The sequence below is a fragment of the Metabacillus dongyingensis genome, from assembly GCF_019933155.2.
Taxonomy (GTDB): Bacteria; Bacillota; Bacilli; order Bacillales; family Bacillaceae; genus Bacillus_P; species Bacillus_P dongyingensis.
The window spans coordinates 113,591-133,823 of sequence record NZ_OK052578.1 but is presented as its reverse complement, the minus strand read 5'-3'; the positions used below and the strand labels follow the sequence as shown (position 1 = coordinate 133,823).

Below are 20,233 nucleotides of genomic sequence, written 5' to 3'. Positions count from 1 at the left end.
CCTAATATGTCTGCACGCAATTTACGGGGACGTGATAACAAAACCCAATTAACAATCGCATTAATTTGGCCAATTGATACTCGTGTTTCTTTAGTGGGGCGTATCTTAACTGGTATTCAAAAATATATTGCTTCAGAAAATGAGCACGAAATTAAATTACTGGTGGAGACATTCAGTAATGAGGATGGGATTAATGCAGTAAAAGGTTTAAGGACATCAAACCTCTTTAATGGAGCAATTATAGCCAATACAACGGAAAAAGATGAGGAATTGATTCATAGCTTCGTACCTGATGTTCCCATCGTTTTATTCAATCGATTCTCCTCTTTATATTCCGTTATCCATTCAAATAATTATGAGGCAGGTAAAGCCGTAGCAGAACATTTTATAAAAAATGAACATCAAAAAGCTGTTATCCTGGTTCCGGATGTATCATCACAAGCTTTTGAATCGGGCTTGGCAGGAATCACAGAACGCTTTGATAAAGAACAGGCTGCACCAATTAAGTACATAAAGAGATACTGTCCCTATACTGAGCAAGGCGGTTATGATAGTATTCAGGCTTTAGTTCGTGAAAAATATATTCCAACAGCAATCATTTGTTTAAGTGATCATGTCGCTTTAGGAGCACTTTCTGCGTTAAACGATGAAGGGATATCCGTACCAAATGAGTGTGAAATTATAGGGTTTGACAATCAAGAGTTTTCTGAATTTACAAACCCTAAGCTATCTACCGTTAATTTACCTGTTGAGGATATGGCTTACAGTGCTGGAAAAATGCTTGTAAATAAAATTTTTGACCCATACAGTCCCATTGAAAGCGATATGTTTAACCTGAGAATTATTCATAGAGAAACAACTAAAAAGTAGAAACATAACGTAAATTCGAAAAAATAAAAGGGATTTTAAGAGTTAAAAATGAACATCCTTCCGTAAATATTTAAAGTGTGATTTTTACGAAAGGAACTTATCTTATATGTAATTAAAATGAAATCTTTAATTTTGATTAAAGATTTCAAAAAAAATTCCCAGTACAACGTTGTACTAAAACGTTGTACTGGAAAATATCATTCAAATTTCAAATGATTAATGAGAAAAAGGAGGGAAATATCTTGAAACCAAATATTGCAGTAGTTGGAAGTCTAAATATGGATATTGTTGTACATTTAGAACAATTACCTAAAGAAGGTCAAACTCTTCTAGGAGAAAAAATGCTGGAAGTAGCAGGTGGAAAGGGAGCAAATCAAGCAGTGGCAATGGGAAAGCTTCAAGCTGGGGTAAGCATGATTGGAAAAGTTGGATCAGACCATTACGCTTCTCATTTATTAGATTCTTTAAAAAATAGCAACGTAGAAACTCAACATATTTTAGTTTCTAAGAATCGAACTGGAATAGCATTAGTTACAGTGGAGAAGAGTGGTAAAAACCATATTGTTGTGTCACCAGGAGCTAACTTTGAACTAACGCCCGAAGATATATTGAATCAAAGGGAGGTGATCGATCAGTGTGAAATAGTTGTACTGCAGTTAGAAATTCCATTAGAAACTGTAAAATATACTCTTGATCTTGCAAAAAAAGCTAAAAAAACAACGATCTTAAATCCAGCTCCTGCTACAGTGATTAGTCAAGATATTCTAGAAAATGTTGATATCTTAATTCCTAATGAACAAGAATTATATGAGATGTCAGAAATAGAACAAGATCAATATACTATTCAAGAAGCAGCTCAAATTATTTTAGATAAAGGTGTTAAATCAGTAATTGTTACTCTTGGTGAAAAAGGCTGTTGTTACGTAGATCATGAGAAATGCAAGATGTATTCGGCATACCAGGTAAAAACACAAGATACTACAGCAGCTGGTGATAGTTTTATAGGAGGGTTTGTAGCGAGTTATATAAAAAGCAAAGATATTGATGCTGCCATAAGACAAGCCCAAAAAGTAGCAGCCATTGCAGTAACGAGAATTGGAGCTCAGAGTTCGTTGCCAACATTAGAAGAAGTGCAGCAATTTGAAAAGACTATTAATTATTTATAATTACATGAAATTCACTATTAAAAAGTAAGGGATGATGATTCAAGGCTTATGAAGAAGAAAAGAAATTTTTTGCTGAAAATGACATTGAATTTATCATCACAAATAATGAATCTGAAGAAGATATTATTGAAGCCGCCAAAGATGCAGATGGTTTACTCAATGCAAATGTGCAAATAACGAGAAAGGTTATTGAATCATTACCTAATTTAAAAGTGGTATGCCGTTATGGCATTGGCTATGACACTATAGATATACAAGCAGCAACTGACAACAAAGTATATGTCGCAAATGTACCAGATTATTGTATTGATGAGGTAGCAGATCATGCGCTTACACTTCTCTTAACTGCTTCTAGAAAAATAATGATAATGAATCAACAATTAAAAGAAGGTAAACAAATAACAGTTTTTGATGTTGCCCCTATTCATCGTTTTAGAACTCAGACAGTCGGTCTAATCAGCTTCGGCCATATCGCAAGAAATCTTTGTCAAAAGTTAAAAGTAATTGGTTTTAATGTTATAGCTTATGATCCTTTTTGTGGAGAAGAAATTGCAAAAGAATATGGTATTCAATTAGTAACATTAGAAGAGTTGCTGCGAACATCGGATATTATTAGTGTCCATGCTCCACTTGTGAAGGATACCTATCATTTAATAAATGAAGAAACATTAAAATTAGTCAAAAAATCAGCAATAATTGTTAATACAGGAAGAGGTCCTATCATAAAGGAACAAGCAATTATTGAAGCTTTACAAGAAAAGAGAATTGCTGGAGCAGCACTCGATGTTCTTGAAAAAGAACCGATTAATCCTGATAATCCTCTATTAAAATTAGACAATGTCATTCTAACACCACATGCAGCATTTTACTCAGAGGAATCTTCTAGTGAGATGAAACAAAAGGCAGCAAAAAATATTGTCAATGTATTAAAGGGTGACGTACCTAATTATTGGGTAAATCCCTTTTAAGAACCAATGTTAAATGCGTTTTGAATACAATTAGAAATTCAGGGAAAAACTTCTTCTTTAAAAGATAACAGTTGTATATAAATTTTTAACCGTTTTCAAAATAATAAAGTATTCTCTGATTAAACTAGCATTTGTTCCCATTGAGCAAAGGCTAGTTTTTAATAAGTATCTTCTTTTGAATCTTCCGACTGATTCAGATCCTTATTATTTAATTGATGGAACAAATATGTAAGATAAGAATTTAGTTCAAATCGTTCTTTATAAACAAAATCAGACAACGTTAACTTACTTTCTCTCCACACTATTTTTCCCCCTTAACTTTACTTCCTTATCTACAATATTCCCAAGCTATCATTCTTTTATACATATAAATTAATAAAATATTATTTTAAGAATAAATTTGCTAATAAAACGCAGAAAAGCCCTAAAATTTTCAAGACGGATCAAGTGAAAGAATGAAAACGGGTCTACTTTTGCACAAAAAAACCATTATAATGAAAGGTTTTAAATATATAACAACGTATATATTAACATATATGACAATGATAATATCATATTTAATATTAAATTATTATTCATGTATATGTATATGTATATGTATATAATGCAGATGAATTATATTTCGATTTTATTCAAAATATATATTAATAACCATTATAAAAATCAATCATGATTGCAGCACAGGTTTGGCGGGCGGAACAGGGGGAGAGCCGGTTATAGTTCTGATTTCGGGTACAGGCTCCTCATGTTTTTGGCGCAATGCAAAAGGCGAGGAACGACTGGGTGGATGCTGGGGCTACCTATTTGCTGATGTTGGCAGCGGTTATTATCTTGGACAACAGGCACTAACAGCTATCTTAAATGCATATAACGGCAGAGGTGAAAAGACCGCCTTAACTGAACCAGTTCGAAGAGCTCCATGAAAAGTTTTCTTGGTCTGGATCAAGATCACACACTTCTTACATCCATTGACCTGTAAATGCAATAAAAAGAGACAAGCTATTAGAGTGAGAATTATTGGAGTAGACTTTGTTACTCATATACTTATATTATTGTCCCTAATTCCAGATAATATATTGCTGTTAAAAACAATTGATTTGCAGCATATAATATTCAAATGGTAGCCAATTCCTGTATTAAAAGTTGAAAAATAAAAAAAAATCCACACATAATTTAACTACCGTGTGAATCAATTGATTGTTTCAATTAAAAGAGTTATTCCTTTTGAAAAGGGATAACTCTTTTAATTTTTATTCTTTAATTTTGTTCTTCTGTGTCCCATTGCTTCAGCAGCAATCTTTGCCTTTTCTTGCGAATTATGTACATATAGAACCGAAGTAGAAGTAGAGGTATGACCTAGTTGATCCATAACTAAAGTAATATCATTGGTTTCATCCATCAAAGTTGTTGCATAAGTATGTCTAAGTTTATGAGGTGACATACCTTTATCATAAGATTTTGTATACTTTCGAACTAAGTCTTGAATTGCACGAACTGAAAGGGGAGAGCTCTTTCCTTTGTATTTAGATAAGAATAGATATTCGAATTCTTCAATGGATCCGCCATACCTTTCATTTCGAACCTCCAAATACTCCTTCAAATCATTCATGGCGTCAGGTATTACTTGAATACTATCCAATTTATTACCTTTTCTAATAATAGATATTCTATTTTTTTTGAAATTCACGTCCCTCAATCTAATATCGGCAAGCTCATTAACCCTTATTCCACTAGCCAAAAAGAGAGAAAAGATTGCGTAATCTCTTTCCTTATCTCTTAGAAAATAAGATCTTTGCCTATCTGATAGAGATTTTTCATATTCATTCTTTAAGTAATAGAGGAAATTGATATCATCATTATCTACAAATATAGTATCTGTTAATTTTCTACTGCGTTCATTCAAAGTTTCCTTTGGCTTGCTTACACTTATTTTTTGCATGACATTACGATGAAAATAGGGTTCTCCGTCTTCAGCGCGTTCTGTTTGGGTAGTTAAGTATTTAAAAAGAGATCTTAAGGCTGACTTTTTTCTATTGACTGATGTTTTTTCACGCGTTTTTTTCTCATGTTTAGATACGACAATTTCTTCATTGGTAACTTTGTTAAAGTAAGCTCTGGCAGCATCAAGGGGTAAAGTAGCAAGATCTGAAAGAGAGATGGTAGAGATTGTTTGGGAAGAAGAAAATCCCTCTGTAAGTAACCAATAAAAAAAATCCTCATAATCCAAAAGATAATTAAGCAGGGTGGAGGGGGACCTGTCATTTTCCTCCATTGCTAAAACATATTCCTGGACGTAATCTGGCATTAGCTTAAGAATGTCTTCATATTTTTGTTTATGAGTAATATGCTGTCTGGATGTAGCCATGAATACACCTCTTAAAAATAATTGTGTGTATAATACAATTTTTACACATATTTGTTTACATAATAATTTTATTGTTTATTTAATTAGTGCAATAGTATAGTTTTGATATATACCATCAATAACATGATCTTCAAGTATTTTTGTAAAATAGCCAAGTTTACTTCCTGGTAAGACAATGTTTAAAGGTAATCCAAGTTTTTTCTGCTACAAGTTGCATGGCTAAATCAATACGAGTTTCACAAGCTCTATTAAGATATGAGGTTGGAAGTAATATCTAAAACTCTATTTTTATGAGAAGTTCTTTTAACAGTTGATCCAAAATTATAAATTAAATCGGGAGAAACATTTTTCTTTTAACAAATTTCCGGTTTTTATTTGCAAAGTATTACCCAGTGGTAATAGCTCCATTAATTGGTTACTTTCATTATACCAAACGTTTGTTTTGTTTTCTATATTAATTCTTCGTAAAATTAGTATTATACACGAAATTGAATTAGTTTCATTAAGATCATATTCCCTTTTAAAATTCGTAACTCACCTCATTATGTGTAGCCAAAAAACTTTCAATACAACCTTACCACATAAGATTTTTCACTATTCATTTACATACAAAGATTAGATAATGTAATTTTGAGTAACAGCCTTCAGCAACATATAAATTAATACATCAAATTTTTACGTGTTACATTACCATATACACAATAAAAAAAGAGCTGCGTAAACAGCTCTATGGTTCCTCAAATGCTAGTTTTACTATATTATTTGCCTGGTTTCGTAGATATATATTTTTTTACTACTTCATATACATATTCTTGATTGGCGGCTGCTGTATTTGGGTTGTATTTTCCACCATTCATTTTATTATTCGATAGGACACGAATACCTAAGAATGCTACATCATAGGCTTTCGCAATTTGTGCTGCTGAGGCACCTTCCATTTCTTCTACTGATGTCCCAAACTTAGTATGAAACCATTCGATTCGATCTACTTCGTTATTCCAAACGTCTGCAGAACCAATCGTCCCCTCAACAATCTTGCCCTTCGTATAAGAATCTTTCACTGCATGAGCAGCTGCAAGTAAATCCTTGTCTCCCTCGTAATAACGGGCTTTTTCAGCATTCGGGTCTTCTCCTGCACTTCCTTCAGAAGCCATTAAGTCCATAGGCTTCCATGCTGTTGGGTCAATTCCTTGGCCATCTTCTTTTTCTGCTGTTTTTAATGAGCCTAAGTTTACCGTTCTTTTTCCTAAGACGATATCAAAAACATTTAAATTTGGATCATGTCCGCCTGAAGTTCCTTGATTGATGATAGCTATAGGGTTATATCTTTCAATTGCGACTGCTGTAGCAGCTGCTGTATTCTCCATACCCTTACCTGTTTTTACAACGATTACAGGATACTTGTCTAGCGTTCCTTTATAAAAAACAAAATCCCCAGATTTTTCTTCTTTTACATTTTTCAACCGCTTTGCAAAGTTCTCTGCTTCTATTGGCATTGGACCCTGAACAATAATTGGTTGTCGTTCTTTTTCTTTGGCAGCTGCTTTTTGTGAATCATTCCATCCTACTAATGCTGATAAGAACAGTACAGCAATAATTGCTAAGAAAGCGTACTTTTTTAACATCTTGTTTTTCATTAGATAGTCTCCCTTGTTGTTTAATTACTTGGTAATTTGGTCAAAAATAAAAAGGTCTAAAACATGTAGAGTGGAATCTACCTTCTAGACCTAAGAGAGTGAAAGTATAAATAATTCATCAAAGAATACCAATGCTTAATCATATAGCGGCTGCCCTAAAAAGCCGAACGACCGAATACTTTAACTCGTAGTCCAGTTCTTTCACAGGGAACCAGGTAGAGACACTCAGACCATATTACCGAGCATATACGAGTATTACTATTTAAGATTATTACTTTGATAATATAGCAGACTTATAATAGAAATTCAATAAAAAACTGAACATTAATCGAATATTACGGATTAATATTCGTATTTAAAAAGAGGAATGGTTAAAAAAGTGAGGTTTATAATTAAGTTTTTTACGTTTAAACGAAACGTTAAGAAGCCAAAAAAGGACTTTTAAGGGAAGCTATGTTTTCTACTGTGAAAAGAACTTCCCCATATAGATATATGTTATTGTATATGTTGTTTTTGTATTTATTGTTAATATTAGTTACAATGTTTTCTTCATTAAGTGTGTAAATTTCCATCCTTGTTGAACCCTTATAGATACCCTCCTTCTTTAAAGCTGTTGAAGATGGGTTTAATCAAGTTGTAGCTGAACGTAACGAGCAAAACAGATTAAGTATGCCTACAAAGAATATTCTGATGGCAAAAAAATGTCTTCGCTATGATTAATAATGCTGCTGCCATATGTCTAAATTCAAACACTTCTCCAAACCTCTCTCTAAATTTTTTTTACAACACATTGAATTCAATAAAATGCGTTAATTCGCTTTGAATATGAACATCTAACTTCTTCATTTCAAGATAACTTTCATACTCATGAAACTTCTTTAAAAATGCTAAAATAAACACACCCTATAATACTGGAGGAACACAATGATCAGACCTTCATTAGCCAAGAGCATTATTTTAGAAATGAACCACCTTATAGATGAAGAATTAATTGTAGCAGATACTAGCGGGACTATCATTGCAAGTACGGATGAAAGCAGAGTAGGCACATTTCATGAAGGAGCGCAGATCTGCTGCCGTGAGCAGCGGAAACTTATTATTACAGAGAGAGATCAGAAAGTGCTGGCCGGAGTCAAAGCAGGCATAAATCTGCCAATCTTCTTTCACAATCAAATTGCAGGAGTGATTGGGATAACCGGAGATCCGGACCGTGTTTTCCCATTTGGAGAAATTCTGAGAAAGATGACCGAGCTTCTAATGAATGAACGGTACTATTTAGAGCAGCTTGAATGGCGTGCAAGGGCTATTGAAGCCTTTGTTTTTGATTGGATCCATAGGTCCGAATGGTCTGAGGCGTTTGTGAATCAGGCGGAACTGCTTGGAATTGACTTGTCAGTAGACAGACAGATCATTATTGTCCACTTTACTGGCCGCAAAGATACGCTGGTTGGGCAGGAAGTTCTGAATGATATCATGCAGACTTTCATGAATGAGAGTACAGATGTGTTTGTCCGGTGGGGAAATGACCGCTTTGTGATCCTCCATGCAGCAAAGGAGAAAAAAGATCGCACTCGGCAGTTTGCAATACAAATCAGCCGTTATCTTAGTGAAAGATATTATCTAAAGATCTCCATAGGGGTTGGTCAACCCTCTGCTGCGGCAGAAGTTTACCGTTCATTTGAACAGGCTGAGCGTGCATTAGCAGTGGCCAAGAACTCGAATTCAATCGTTTTTGATGAGGAATTACGGTTGGAATTGCTCCTGAAGGACATTAAAAAAGATACCAGAGAAGAGTTTGTGAGGCGGACCATCGCAACGATCATACAAGATCAGGAATTATTGGATACTTTAAAAACATTTCTTATCCATAACCAATCCTTCAAGCATACGGCAGATAATCTACACATTCATATCAACACCCTTCACTACCGTTTAAAACGGATTGAGCAGCTTACAGGATTAAACCCGCGTCACTCTGAAGACCTAACTGCACTTTACCTCGCCTTTTCCTTTTTAGATGATTATCCAAATAAATGAACTTAATATCCCGTAAACCTTGTAGGATTAACCATAGTTAATCCTACTTCTTTTATTTATGATAAAAGGAAGTACTTTTTTACATGAATAGGGAGGTATAAACTTGATGATACCCGCAGATATAAAAGCAAAGCTCCAAACCATTGCCGGAGCTGAAAACTATGATGATTCAAAAGCAGGGAGACTGGTATATTCTTATGATGCGACACCGCAGTTTCAATCGCTTCCAGACGCTGTTATTGCTCCAAGAAATACGATAGAAGTCTCAAAGGTCGTTAAATTATGCAATGAGCATCACATTCCAATTGTCCCTAGAGGATCAGGCACCAATCTATGCGCAGGTACTTGCCCGACTGAAGGCGGAATCGTTCTTTTGTTTAAACATATGAATACCATTCTTGAGATTGATGAGGAAAACCTTACCGCAACTGTACAGCCTGGAGTCGTCACACTTGAACTTATTCAGGCAGTTGAGGAAAAGGGACTGTTCTATCCGCCGGATCCGAGCTCTATGAAAATCTCAACTATAGGCGGAAACATCAATGAAAATTCAGGCGGTCTCCGTGGTCTGAAATATGGCGTAACACGCGACTATGTGATGGGGCTGGAAGTGGTTTTGGCAAACGGTGACATTATCCAAACCGGCGGAAAACTTGCAAAAGACGTAGCCGGATATGACTTAACCCGACTTTTTGTAGGTTCAGAAGGGACTCTCGGAATTGTAACAAAGGCCATTCTTAAACTGATTCCGGTGCCTGAGGATAAAATGACGATGCTTGCTCTCTATCAGGATTTAGAGGCTGCGGCAAAATCCGTTTCCAAAATCATCGCCAGTAAAATCATCCCGACAACACTTGAATTCCTGGATCAGCCTACCTTAAAAGTAGTTGAGGATTTTGCTCAAATCGGTTTGCCGACAGATGTAAAAGCTGTTCTATTAATCGAGCAGGACGGACCTACTGACGTTGTCAAAAGAGATATGGTAAAAATGGCTGCCATTTGCGAGCAGGAACAAGCTGTTTCAGTTAAGGTAGCGGAATCCGAAGCAGAAGCAGATAGCCTCCGGACAGCACGCCGCTCCGCACTATCTGCATTGGCCCGCCTGAAACCGACAACGATACTGGAAGATGCAACTGTACCCAGGTCAGAAATCGCAAAAATGGTGCTCGCCACAAATGAAATAGCGGAGAAATACGACCTCAATATTTGCACATTTGGTCATGCAGGTGATGGGAATCTCCATCCAACATGTTTAACTGATGTGAGAAATCATGAAGAAATTGAGCGAGTTGAAAAAGCATTTGAAGAAATCTTCGTAAAAGCAATCGAGCTAGGCGGTACAATTACAGGCGAGCATGGAGTCGGCGTCATGAAAGCTCCATATCTGGAGCTTAAGGCTGGCAAAGAAGGAATTGCCGCTATGAAAGCAATCAAACATTCACTTGATCCAAATAACATCATGAATCCGGGCAAAATGTTTGCCAAAGACTCAAGAAAACGGGTGGTGGTATCAAGATGACGACAGTAAAAGAACGTGAAGCCATTCATGTGCAGTTTAAGGAACGAATGAATGAAGATGAGCTCCTAAACTGCATGCGCTGCGGCTTTTGCCTGCATACATGCCCGACTTATATTGAATCTGGATTTCAGGAATCCCATTCACCAAGAGGCAGAATCGCTCTGATGAAAGCAGTTGTAGATGGACTTATAGAACCTGATGAGGACGTAGAAAAGTCACTCAATATGTGTTTGGGCTGCAGGGCCTGTGAACCTGTCTGCCCTTCCGGAGTAAATTATGGCCACTTGCTTGAAGAGGCGCGAGATATTATTAATCAAAACAAAAAGCATTCACTACCTGTTCGAACGGTCCGGAAAGTCGTATTTGAAGGTTTGTTCCCTCATCAGGAACGCATGCGCACTTTAACAGGGTTAATTGGCTTCTACCAACGTTCTGGTCTGCAGCGCGCTGTGCAATATACAGGCATGATGAAGCTTTTTCCTGACAGTTTATCTTCCATGGAAAAAGTGCTCCCGGAAATTCCGACATTAAGAGAAATGAAGAACCGGCCGACCTATCTGCCCGCTAAACCCGAAAAACGCAAGCGTGTTGCCTTCTTCTCCGGGTGTCTGATGGACACGATGTTTATGAAAACAAATGACGCAACTATGAAGCTGCTTCAGCTTACTGGCTGTGAAATTGTCATACCTAAAAATCAAGCCTGCTGTGGAGCCTTGCATGGTCACAGCGGTGAAAAAGACTCTGCAAAAGCCCTTGCTAAACGAAATATTACAGCATTTGAAGAGCTGCAGGTTGATTATATTATTACAAACGCTGGAGGCTGCGGAGCCTTTTTAATTGACTACGATCATCTGCTTAAAGACGAAGCTGAATGGTCAGAGCGGGCTGAATCTTTCTCAAGCAAGCTCAAAGACCTATCAAGCATTCTTGTTGAACTCGAGTTCTTTAAGCTGAAACTAAAGCTTCCGGAACAGATAATCACCTATCAGGACTCTTGTCATTTAAGAAATGTCATGAAAACATCTGCTGAACCCCGAACGCTATTAAAAGCGATTGGAAACACTGAATACCGTGAAATGAAAAACGCAGACAGCTGCTGCGGATCAGCCGGAATCTACAACATTGTTGAATCAGAAATGTCGATGCAGATTCTGGATTCCAAAATGAAAAACGCAAAAGCCACTCATGCCACAACCATCGTTACAGCAAACCCAGGGTGCCTGCTGCAAATGAAACTTGGTATTGAACGGGAGGGCTTGTCGAACAAGGTGCGTGCTGTTCATATTGCTGACTTGCTGCTGGAAGCAGTTCAAGATTAATAAAAATAGGTAAAGGGGCTGAGTTAAATCTCAGCCCCTTTTACATCTAATCTTTCTGAATCTTCGGCATAACCGTCCAATAAAAAAACACCATTTAAGAGATTAAATGGTGTTTTTTTGGCGTTCCATATCGATTGTATATTGATAGCGGTCCGCACGGTAAACGGATTTTGCTAATTCAAAGGGAGTGCATGAACCGAGCATGTTTCTCCGTTCTATCTTCAGAACGGGAGAACCTTCCTCTATGTTAAGAATCACAGAATCTCGTTTATTTGCAGTTGAAGCTTCTATAATTTCGCTGTCTTTTCGAATGGTAAGTCCAACTTCCTTTTCCATGTATTCACAAATAGAAGCAGCTGACTGTTTCAGGGTGAGGTTAGGTGCCAAATCCTTTGGAATGTACAACCTATCAAACCCAATCGCAAGTTCGTCAGCAAGCCTCAGGCGATGCAATTCGTACAAAGTTGCTCCGCGGGCAACGTTAAGTTTTTCAGCAAACTCCAGACTTGAATTGATTTCTTTTAATCTGATGACACTTGTCTCAGGTTTCATGCCTTTTGAGAAAGTATGCTCTGAAAACCCGATTATGGCTTTGGGCTGTTCCATTTTCATCGGCGCTACGAAGGTCCCTTTTCCCCTCACACGGTACAGATACCCCTCATCGACAAGGTTGGAAAGAGCTTGCCTGACTGTCATCTTGCTGATGCAATAGGTTTCTGCATATTCCCGTTCAGAAGGAATCATCTCACCTGGCTTTACTTCCTGAGCTAAGATGGCTTTTTTGATAATCTTCTGAAGCTGATGGTAGATGGGAAAAGGAGACTTCTTAAAGATCATTATGCGTATCGTTTCGCCTGGTTCAATTTTGAAAGTGCATCCTGATCTGCGATGATCGTTGTGTCAGGATGCTTTCTTAAAATGGTTGCCGGAATAGCATTTGTCACCTCTGAATGGAACAAATCATAGATGATAGACGCTTTTTGTGTCCCTGATGCGAGCAGAAGGATCTTTTTGCTTTTCATAATCGTTGAAATGCCCATAGTCACTGCACGGGTAGGCACTTCTTCATTGGACGCAAAGTAGCATGAATTAGCTTTCCGGGTAGATTCCGCTAGACTGACAACGTGAGTTTTTGAATCAAAAGAACTGCCTGGCTCATTAAATCCAATATGCCCGTTTTGGCCGATTCCAAGAAGCTGAAGATCAATGCCCCCTGAAGCTTCAATTATTTGCTCAAATGCACTGCACTGTTCTTCCAAATCACTCGTTTCACCGTTTGGAAGATGCGTCTGTTCCACTGGAATACAGATGTGATCAAACAGATTTATCTTCATATATGTGTGATAGCTGTTTGGATCATCTTTCTTCAAACCGGCATATTCATCTAAATTAAACGTTTGAATATGGCCGTATGACGTTTTATTCTTTTTAAAGTCATAAATTAGCTCCTGGTATGTTCCGAGAACTGTTCCGCCTGTAGCTAGACCAAGAACCTAGTCCTCTTTCTCTTTCACTTGCTTCAAAATGATTTCAGCTGCAAGCTTGCTCATTTCATGATAATCCTTCGCTTCAATCAGCTTCATAAAAACCAAACTCCTTGAGGTCATTTTCCTTTACGGCATCTCTACAGCAAGCACATCCTCACTGCCTTGTTCCTGATAGCCAGATTTCAGCAGTTTTACTTTAGCTCCCTCAGGCAAATTCGTAAAAATAACTGGTGTGATTGTTGACGCTGCATGCTTTTTAATATAGTCAAGATCAATCTTTAGAAGTGGCGTTCCCTTTTTCACAACTTGACCTTCCTCAGCAAGGGATGTAAAGCCTTCTCCGTTTAGGGAGACTGTTTCAAGGCCTACGTGAATTAAAAGCTCCAAGCCATCCTTTGACTTTAATCCTATTGCATGCTTGGTCGGAAAAACGCTCACAATTTCTCCATCAACAGGTGAAACGAGTGTATGATTAGCAGGCACAATGGCAAATCCGTCTCCCATCATCTTTGAAGAAAAAACAGCATCCGGCACTTCTTCAAGAGGTTTTACCTCTCCTTCAAAAGGCATTACAAGTGAACCTTCCTCAGAGATTGAGATCTCTTTCTCAGCTTCTTTTTCACCTTTTTCTTCAGCAGTATCTGCCGTATTGACCATAGCTTCTTTCGGAACACCAAAGAAATAAGTTAGAACAAATCCGCCTGCATAGCCAGCTAACAGTCCGACAATATATTTAAACCACATTCCGTCTGCAATCAAAGGAATCAATGCCATACCTGAAGGACCAATTGCAATCGAACCAATATTTCCGAAAATACCTACGATTGCACCGCCTATTCCTCCGCCAATACAGGCTGTGATAAATGGACGCCCAAGGGGCAGGATAACACCATAAATCAGAGGTTCGCCAATACCAAGAATACCAACAGGCAGAGCACCTTTTATCAAATTAGTTAATTGAGTGTTCTTACGGCACTTGATCCAAAGTGCCAGAGTCGCACCGACTTGTCCAGCACCTGACATCGCAAGAATCGGCAGCAGCACTGTCATGCCTGAGATGTTAATCATCTCAATATGAATGGGAATTAATACTTGATGGAGTCCTAACATAACGAGTGGAAGAAAAGTTGTTCCAAGAACAAATCCTGCAAACGCCCCTCCGCGATCAAGTGTCCAATTGATAGCTCCAATCAGGTTGTCCGAAATTAGGCCGGCAAACGGCATGATGATAAAGATTGTTAACAGTCCAATAATTAAAAGAACAATAGTTGGCGTGACAATAATGTCAATGGCATCCGGAATCCATCTGCGCAGGAACTTCTCAACCATAGCCAGAAGATACACAGCGATTAAAACCCCAATAATTCCTCCCTGTCCTGGGGATAATGCTTCACCGGTAAAGATATTGGTGATTGGCACTTCCGGCGTCGCACCAGTCAAGAGTGTAACGCCTCCAATGACTCCGCCCAGTGCAGGTGTTGCGCCAAATTCTTTTGCTGCATTAATCCCAACATAAATGACCAGATAACTGAAAATCGCATTTTTAATAACATTTAATATCGTGACATATTGCTGCCATGTTTCTTCGGATAAGTTTCCAGCTGTAATATTGTTCGCAAGAATTGAAGCAATACCGGCAATCAGGCCAGCTCCGACAAATGCCGGGATCAGCGGAATGAAAATACTTCCGATTTTGCGGAGAAAAGTTTTAAAAGGCGTGCTGTTTTTCTTTTTCAACTCCTGCTTAATGTCAGCACCTTTTGCTTCATAGTCAGATGCACTGCCTTGTCCTTTTGTTTCCTCAATCGCTGCACCGAACTGGTCAGCCACTTTTGTGACAACCCCTGGGCCAAGAATAATTTGATATGTTTCATCATCGACCACTCCGACTACTCCATCGACTTCTTTTATTTTCTGTTCGTTAATGTTCCCTCGGTTCACTGGCGTTACTCGAAGGCGTGTCATACAGTTTGTATAAGAAGCAATGTTTGAACTGCCTCCAAGAGCCGTCAAAATTTCATCGGCCATTTTACGATACTTACTCATGGTGTCTCCCCTCTCAGTTGAAAAATCATTATTTTATGGCTTCTCTGATAAATCCTTGTGAAGCATTTAGTTTTTCTAAGGCATCTTCATAGGATAGATTGGTTAAAATCATTAGAATTGCAAGTTTAGAGTTATCCTTCGCTTTTACAAGATACTTTTCCGCTGTCTCATACGAGCAGGATGTTGCTTCCATCACTATGCGTTTTGCTCTTTCTACGAGCTTCTTATTTGTCTGTTGAACGTCTACCATCAAGTTGCCATACACCTTTCCAACTCCAACCATAGAGGCAGTTGAAAGCATATTGCAGATCAGTTTTTGTGAAGTGCCGGATTTTAAGCGCGTTGAGCCTGTCAGAACTTCTGGTCCATTCACTACTTCAATTGCTATATCAGCTGCATTTCCCACTTCAGATCCTTTGTTGCAGCAAACAGCGATAGTATTTGCACCGATTGAATTTGCATACTCAAGCCCTCCAATGACATATGGAGTGCGGCCGCTTGCTGCAATTCCAACAACAACATCTTTACTTGTTAGCTGTATTTCCTTTAGGTCGTCTACTCCAAGCTCTTTCCTGTCTTCGGCTCCTTCAACGGCTTTTATAAATGCTTTCTCTCCGCCAGCAATCAGCCCGATCACTTCACCTGGGTCCGTTCCAAACGTGGGAGGGCACTCAACAGCATCAAGCAGCCCTATTCGTCCGCTTGTACCAGCACCCAGGTAAATCAGGCGGCCTCCCTGTTTTTTAGCCTGAATGATGGCATCCACCGCTTTTGCAATTGATGGAATCTCCGCCTTTACAGCTTTAGCCACTTTCTCATCTTCTTCGTTCATTACTGTTAATAGCTCAGTTATAGACATTTCATCTAAGTTCATCGTTTTCTCATTACGAGTTTCGGTTGTTAAATGTTCAAGCATATGATCACCCTTATCTATGAATTGAAATCGGTTCCTGAAATCGTTCTCAGATAGAGAATAACACAGACTGAAACAAAATTTCAATAATTATATAACTTTAATGAAATTACGTTACAAAATCTTATTTTTCTACATAATATGCAGTAATACCAAACGATAATCACCTACTCTTAGAATGGTTCTAAAGGAGAAATATCTTTATTGGAAACATTTACATCGTTGAGTCATTAAATCAAAAACTCCCATTCAACTTAATTAGTTGAATGGGAGTTTTTGATTTAATCTACTATTTTTTTACTGACGAAAAGAATAAGCAGTGGCAGGAAAGAATTATTCCCACATCAAATTTAAAAGTTTTTCTACTTTTTCTACTTCAGTTTTTCCAGTTTGTTTGTCAATTACTGAAGTATATAGATGAGGAATAACTAACTCAGCACCATTAGCTAAACATGTTTCTACTACTGTATGAACATTACTTAAGTCTATTCCGCCTGTTGCCCTTTTTTAATCATATACATCGCTTCTATTCCAGAAAATTATGGCCTTTGCTGCTCGGAAGGATTGAATCCTAACATCTTACGATCACGCTTCTTGAGAAACCAATGATTTCGTTCGACGAAGTTATTGAGATATTTCACTTGTCTTATTTGGATGACAACTTGCATCTTCAATATTTTCGAACATAGCCTTAATAAAAAAGTAAAGGAACCAGAGCGATTAACTCTGGTTCCTTTTTTCAGTCTTCGACAAAATCCGAGGCGTGCATGTGTAATGCTTAAGGATGGGAAACAATCAATTCACAATCGCCATCTAATTCAAATTCTCCTAATCCCACTGGAATTATGAAATGGGTTCCTTTATTAAGAGAATATTTCTCACCATTGTGAACTAGAGTTCCATCACCCTTGATCACACTTAGAAGCATATATTGATCATTAAATGAAAGAGTAACCTTCCCTTCTATTTCCCACTTATACACTGAGAAAAATTCTGATTCTACAAACGTGGTAATCGTTATATTCTCCTGCTTCAAAACTTTAGGGGCAACCCCAGTGTCATGATGCGGCACAGTTGTCACATCAATCGCTTTTTCTAAATGAAGATCTCGCAAATTGCCCTCTGCATCTCTACGATTGTAATCATACACTCTGTAGGTTGTGTCAGAGCTTTGCTGTGTTTCTAATACAAGAGTACCTTCACATAATGCATGGATAGTTCCGCTTGGTACATAGAAAAAATCGCCAGGCTTGATTTTCACTCTGCCCAGTAGTTCGTTCCAATTACCTAAATTAATTTGTTGGATTAATTCTTCTTTTGTTTTTGCGTTGTGGCCGAAGATCATGTCGGCACCTTCTTTACAGTCAAGGATATACCAGCATTCCGTTTTACCAAGTTCTCCACTTTCGTGTTCCTTAGCATAGGAATCCTCTGGATGGACCTGAACGGATAAATCCATGTTTGCATCCAATATCTTCGTTAATAGCGGAAAAATTTCTTCCTTCGGGTTACCAAAAAGCTCTGGATGCTCACGCCATAGCTTGTCCAACGCCAAGCCAGCATATGGTCCATTTTCTATGATAGAAGGTCCATTTGGATGAGCGGAAATTGCCCAGCATTCACCTGTTTTATTATTTGGAATTTCGTAATCAAATTCTGTTTGTAAGGCAGTTCCACCCCAAATACGTTCTTTAAAAACTGGTTTTAAAAATAAAGGTTGCACTTTAATTCCTCCTTAAGTAGTTTTAACTTTGCTTTTCCATTAGAAATGCTTGATGAGCAAGCATAAGGGCTCCAGTAATTCCTGCGTTATCCCCTAAACCTGGACGAACAATATACTCAGAAAGCTCAGGTAAAGCAACATACTCGTTAACTAGTTCTTTTAAATACTTGTAAGTATTAGGAAATACTTGCTCCTGGTTCATGACTCCTCCACCAAGAATAATCCTTTTTGGTGATAAAATTAAAATATACTGCATGAGAGCTTGGGCAATATAGTAGCCTTCCATATCCCAAACCTCCATCCGATCAACAAGGTTAACACCTTTGTCGCCCCAGCGAGCTTCAATAGCAGGTCCGGCAGCAAGACCTTCTAAGCAATCGTGATGATAAGGGCACTTTCCTTGATAATTATCATTCGGATGACGCCTCACAAGGATATGTCCCATTTCAGGGTGTGAAAGCCCTTGAAGGAGTTTCTCCTGAACAATAGCTCCTGCTCCAATTCCTGTACCAACGGTAATGTACAAGCAGCTGTCCAATCCTTTAGCAGCGCCAAAGGTAGCTTCTCCCAAGGCTGCAGCATTAACGTCTGTATTGAATCCAATTGGTACAGAAAAGGAGTCTTTTAATGCTTGCACAAAAGGATAATCTTTCCATGCCGTTTTAGGCGTCGATGTAATATATCCGTAAGTAGAACTATCTTGGTTTACATCGATTGGCCCGAATGATCCAATCCCAATTGCTTTAACAGGATATTTATTAAAAAAGTCAAACACCTTTGGCATTGTTTCCGCTGGTACAGTGGTTGAAATCTGAATTCGATCTGTAATTATTCCATTTTCATCACCAACAGCACAAACAAACTTTGTTCCACCTGCTTCGATTGCACCTAACATACTTAAATCCCTCCAAATGAAAATATATCCTATAATACTTTCAAATTACCTTATTTCTATATTTCACTAGAACTCACCACGAGTCCCTTTTTTGGTTTTTTCCAGATAAAATATAGTGATGGAATTATTATGACATATACAATAGGAAAGAAACTAAACGAAATAGGTAATAGCGCCTCTATATCGAAGTATTTTTTCATAGCTAGAAACAAAAATACACCGATAATTCTTCCAACACCGAGTGGAATTTCTCGAATAATAATATAGTCCAGTCTCTTTTCCTTATATTGAGGGTCCTTTTCAATTGACTCATAGATCATTGCATTCATTGAGGTGGTAATCATATTCATTGCTACAGGTGAAACGATTCCAAAAATAACCAACGAAATGAACACAGGAAGGGCAGATAGTAAAACAGAACTCAAAAATATACTAACCGAACCAATCGCAAAAATTGCCAGACGATATTTCTGATTAGAGAATTTAGCAAGCACATAGAAAGCAGCAATTGCAACAATCTCAGCTGCTGTATTATAAACACCTAAGCTCAATTCTCCCCCAGCTACTTTGAACGTTATCATCGTAATCAAAAAGGTCGAGTACACTCCAGATACAATTCCATCGGCAAACATAACCTTGTACATCTTCTTCCATTCTTTTGATGGATACTTGATGACATCCCAAAAATAACTTTTTGTTGTAACTGGATTTCCTTTCACTTTTAGTGAGATCAAAAATGAAATAAAAAAGAATACACATGTAGCAATAAAAACGACATAATAACCAATCATACCTTGAAATTGCGAGATTAAAATCCCTGATAGAAGCGGCGCGATTACTCCTCCGATGGTAAGTAATATTCCTTGTACATATAAAAATTGATCCCGTTTATCATTTGTTGTTAAATCTAATACAGCCATATGCACGCCTACATAGTATAGGCTCATTGCAAAGCCAGTTGTGCTTCCCAGCAAAATGATATGATCACTTAATGTGTTGTGAAAAATAAGCATGATTAAATAAGTAATCAAATAAAAGATAAACCCTAAACGCATCGTAATCATCGGGCTTGTTTTTCTGGCAATCCACGCACAAAGCCCAAAAGAAAAGATGATAGCGATTGACCAATATAAACTATAATAGGCAAGCAGTGAATAAGTTTTATCTAGTTTCCACAGAAACACACTTTGAAAGATACCTGATAATGCACCGCCAAAGGAAAAAAAGGTATTCATGAGTAAATAAAACTTTAATTCCTTAGAAAAAGACTTGAAAATTTGAAACATTC

Annotated in this window: 15 protein-coding genes, 3 pseudogenes and 1 riboswitch; of the genes and pseudogenes, 7 read left to right on the top strand and 11 right to left on the bottom strand. The window is 37.7% G+C overall.

Going from position 1 to position 20,233, the window contains the following annotated elements; translation table 11 throughout:
• The first annotated feature begins 6 nt into the window (after positions 1 to 6).
• The 4 genes and pseudogenes from K8L98_RS25425 to K8L98_RS25410 all read left to right on the top strand — a co-directional run bounded on the left by K8L98_RS25425 (position 7) and on the right by K8L98_RS25410 (position 3,927).
• Positions 7 to 870, top strand: a complete 864-nt coding sequence (locus tag K8L98_RS25425; RefSeq protein ID WP_243551555.1) for a LacI family DNA-binding transcriptional regulator — start codon at positions 7 to 9, stop codon at positions 868 to 870.
• A gap of 242 nt (positions 871 to 1,112) precedes the next feature.
• A complete protein-coding gene (rbsK, locus tag K8L98_RS25420) occupies positions 1,113 to 2,036 on the top strand; it encodes a ribokinase (RefSeq protein WP_243551553.1) in 924 nt (307 codons plus the stop codon).
• Positions 2,037 to 2,098: 62 nt separating this feature from the next.
• A pseudogene (locus K8L98_RS25415) lies at positions 2,099 to 3,004 on the top strand (C-terminal binding protein); the annotation flags it as partial.
• A gap of 614 nt (positions 3,005 to 3,618) precedes the next feature.
• On the top strand, positions 3,619 to 3,927 hold the full coding sequence (locus K8L98_RS25410; RefSeq protein ID WP_338037058.1) for a BadF/BadG/BcrA/BcrD ATPase family protein: 309 nt from the start codon (positions 3,619 to 3,621) through the stop codon (positions 3,925 to 3,927).
• A 320-nt stretch (positions 3,928 to 4,247) separates the two neighbouring features.
• Here the strand turns inward: K8L98_RS25410 and xerS are convergent, their stop codons facing one another.
• Both xerS and K8L98_RS25400 read right to left on the bottom strand, forming a co-directional pair.
• Positions 4,248 to 5,369, bottom strand: coding sequence for a tyrosine recombinase XerS (gene xerS, locus K8L98_RS25405; protein ID WP_243551549.1), 1,122 nt, complete (start codon positions 5,367 to 5,369; stop codon positions 4,248 to 4,250).
• A gap of 758 nt (positions 5,370 to 6,127) precedes the next feature.
• A complete protein-coding gene (locus K8L98_RS25400) occupies positions 6,128 to 7,006 on the bottom strand; it encodes a 5'-methylthioadenosine/S-adenosylhomocysteine nucleosidase (protein WP_243551547.1) in 879 nt (292 codons plus the stop codon).
• 168 nt (positions 7,007 to 7,174) lie between these two features.
• Positions 7,175 to 7,278, bottom strand: a riboswitch (purine riboswitch).
• A 652-nt stretch (positions 7,279 to 7,930) separates the two neighbouring features.
• Between K8L98_RS25400 and K8L98_RS25395 the strand changes: the two genes are divergently transcribed.
• The 3 genes from K8L98_RS25395 (at position 7,931) to K8L98_RS25385 (ending at position 11,881) form a co-directional block, all read left to right on the top strand.
• Positions 7,931 to 9,043: a CdaR family transcriptional regulator gene (locus K8L98_RS25395; RefSeq protein ID WP_243551545.1), complete on the top strand. Its 1,113-nt coding sequence runs from the start codon at positions 7,931 to 7,933 to the stop codon at positions 9,041 to 9,043.
• Between the two features lie 106 nt (positions 9,044 to 9,149).
• Positions 9,150 to 10,562 (top strand): glycolate oxidase subunit GlcD, encoded by a 1,413-nt coding sequence (glcD, locus tag K8L98_RS25390; RefSeq protein ID WP_243551676.1) that lies wholly within the window; start codon positions 9,150 to 9,152, stop codon positions 10,560 to 10,562.
• Positions 10,559 to 11,881, top strand: coding sequence for a (Fe-S)-binding protein (locus K8L98_RS25385; RefSeq protein ID WP_243551543.1), 1,323 nt, complete (start codon positions 10,559 to 10,561; stop codon positions 11,879 to 11,881). Before glcD ends, K8L98_RS25385 begins: the two co-directional genes overlap by 4 nt.
• A gap of 102 nt (positions 11,882 to 11,983) precedes the next feature.
• Here K8L98_RS25385 and K8L98_RS25380 read toward each other — a convergent pair whose 3' ends face one another.
• The 9 genes and pseudogenes from K8L98_RS25380 to K8L98_RS25340 form a co-directional block, all read right to left on the bottom strand.
• Complete coding sequence (locus K8L98_RS25380) at positions 11,984 to 12,718, bottom strand: GntR family transcriptional regulator (protein WP_243551541.1); 735 nt, start codon at positions 12,716 to 12,718, stop codon at positions 11,984 to 11,986.
• Positions 12,718 to 13,464, bottom strand: a pseudogene (gene nagB, locus K8L98_RS25375) (glucosamine-6-phosphate deaminase). Before nagB ends, K8L98_RS25380 begins: the two are co-directional and overlap by 1 nt.
• Before the next feature lie 30 nt (positions 13,465 to 13,494).
• Complete coding sequence (locus tag K8L98_RS25370; RefSeq protein WP_243551539.1) at positions 13,495 to 15,414, bottom strand: glucose PTS transporter subunit IIA; 1,920 nt, start codon at positions 15,412 to 15,414, stop codon at positions 13,495 to 13,497.
• A 28-nt stretch (positions 15,415 to 15,442) separates the two neighbouring features.
• Positions 15,443 to 16,330 (bottom strand): N-acetylmuramic acid 6-phosphate etherase, encoded by an 888-nt coding sequence (murQ, locus tag K8L98_RS25365; protein WP_243551537.1) that lies wholly within the window; start codon positions 16,328 to 16,330, stop codon positions 15,443 to 15,445.
• A 330-nt stretch (positions 16,331 to 16,660) separates the two neighbouring features.
• A complete protein-coding gene (locus K8L98_RS25360; RefSeq protein WP_243551674.1) occupies positions 16,661 to 16,816 on the bottom strand; it encodes a KDGP aldolase in 156 nt (51 codons plus the stop codon).
• Positions 16,813 to 16,998, bottom strand: a pseudogene (locus K8L98_RS26950) (DDE-type integrase/transposase/recombinase); the annotation flags it as partial. The gene K8L98_RS25360 and the pseudogene K8L98_RS26950, both read right to left, overlap by 4 nt.
• Before the next feature lie 107 nt (positions 16,999 to 17,105).
• The gene (gene manA, locus K8L98_RS25350; RefSeq protein ID WP_243551673.1) at positions 17,106 to 18,056 is read right to left on the bottom strand and encodes a mannose-6-phosphate isomerase, class I; all 951 of its coding nucleotides are present in this window, start codon (positions 18,054 to 18,056) and stop codon (positions 17,106 to 17,108) included.
• Between the two features lie 16 nt (positions 18,057 to 18,072).
• Positions 18,073 to 18,945, bottom strand: a complete 873-nt coding sequence (locus K8L98_RS25345) for an ROK family protein (RefSeq protein ID WP_243551534.1) — start codon at positions 18,943 to 18,945, stop codon at positions 18,073 to 18,075.
• A 56-nt stretch (positions 18,946 to 19,001) separates the two neighbouring features.
• Positions 19,002 to 20,231, bottom strand: coding sequence for an MFS transporter (locus K8L98_RS25340; RefSeq protein WP_243551532.1), 1,230 nt, complete (start codon positions 20,229 to 20,231; stop codon positions 19,002 to 19,004).
• Positions 20,232 to 20,233 lie beyond the last annotated feature (2 nt).

What these genes read in the sequence shown, in the direction of transcription:
- K8L98_RS25385 (WP_243551543.1), top strand. Translation starts at nt 10,559, where the DNA reads ATGACGACAGTAAAAGAACGTGAAGCCATTCATGTGCAGTTTAAGGAA.
- K8L98_RS25370 (WP_243551539.1), bottom strand. Translation starts at nt 15,414, where the DNA reads ATGAGTAAGTATCGTAAAATGGCCGATGAAATTTTGACGGCTCTTGGA.
- K8L98_RS25380 (WP_243551541.1), bottom strand. Translation starts at nt 12,718, where the DNA reads ATGATCTTTAAGAAGTCTCCTTTTCCCATCTACCATCAGCTTCAGAAG.
- xerS (WP_243551549.1), bottom strand. Translation starts at nt 5,369, where the DNA reads ATGGCTACATCCAGACAGCATATTACTCATAAACAAAAATATGAAGAC.
- murQ (WP_243551537.1), bottom strand. Translation starts at nt 16,330, where the DNA reads ATGCTTGAACATTTAACAACCGAAACTCGTAATGAGAAAACGATGAAC.
- glcD (WP_243551676.1), top strand. Translation starts at nt 9,150, where the DNA reads ATGATACCCGCAGATATAAAAGCAAAGCTCCAAACCATTGCCGGAGCT.
- K8L98_RS25400 (WP_243551547.1), bottom strand. Translation starts at nt 7,006, where the DNA reads ATGAAAAACAAGATGTTAAAAAAGTACGCTTTCTTAGCAATTATTGCT.
- K8L98_RS25345 (WP_243551534.1), bottom strand. Translation starts at nt 18,945, where the DNA reads ATGTTAGGTGCAATCGAAGCAGGTGGAACAAAGTTTGTTTGTGCTGTT.
- K8L98_RS25395 (WP_243551545.1), top strand. Translation starts at nt 7,931, where the DNA reads ATGATCAGACCTTCATTAGCCAAGAGCATTATTTTAGAAATGAACCAC.
- K8L98_RS25340 (WP_243551532.1), bottom strand. Translation starts at nt 20,231, where the DNA reads ATGTTTCAAATTTTCAAGTCTTTTTCTAAGGAATTAAAGTTTTATTTA.
- K8L98_RS25425 (WP_243551555.1), top strand. Translation starts at nt 7, where the DNA reads ATGTCTGCACGCAATTTACGGGGACGTGATAACAAAACCCAATTAACA.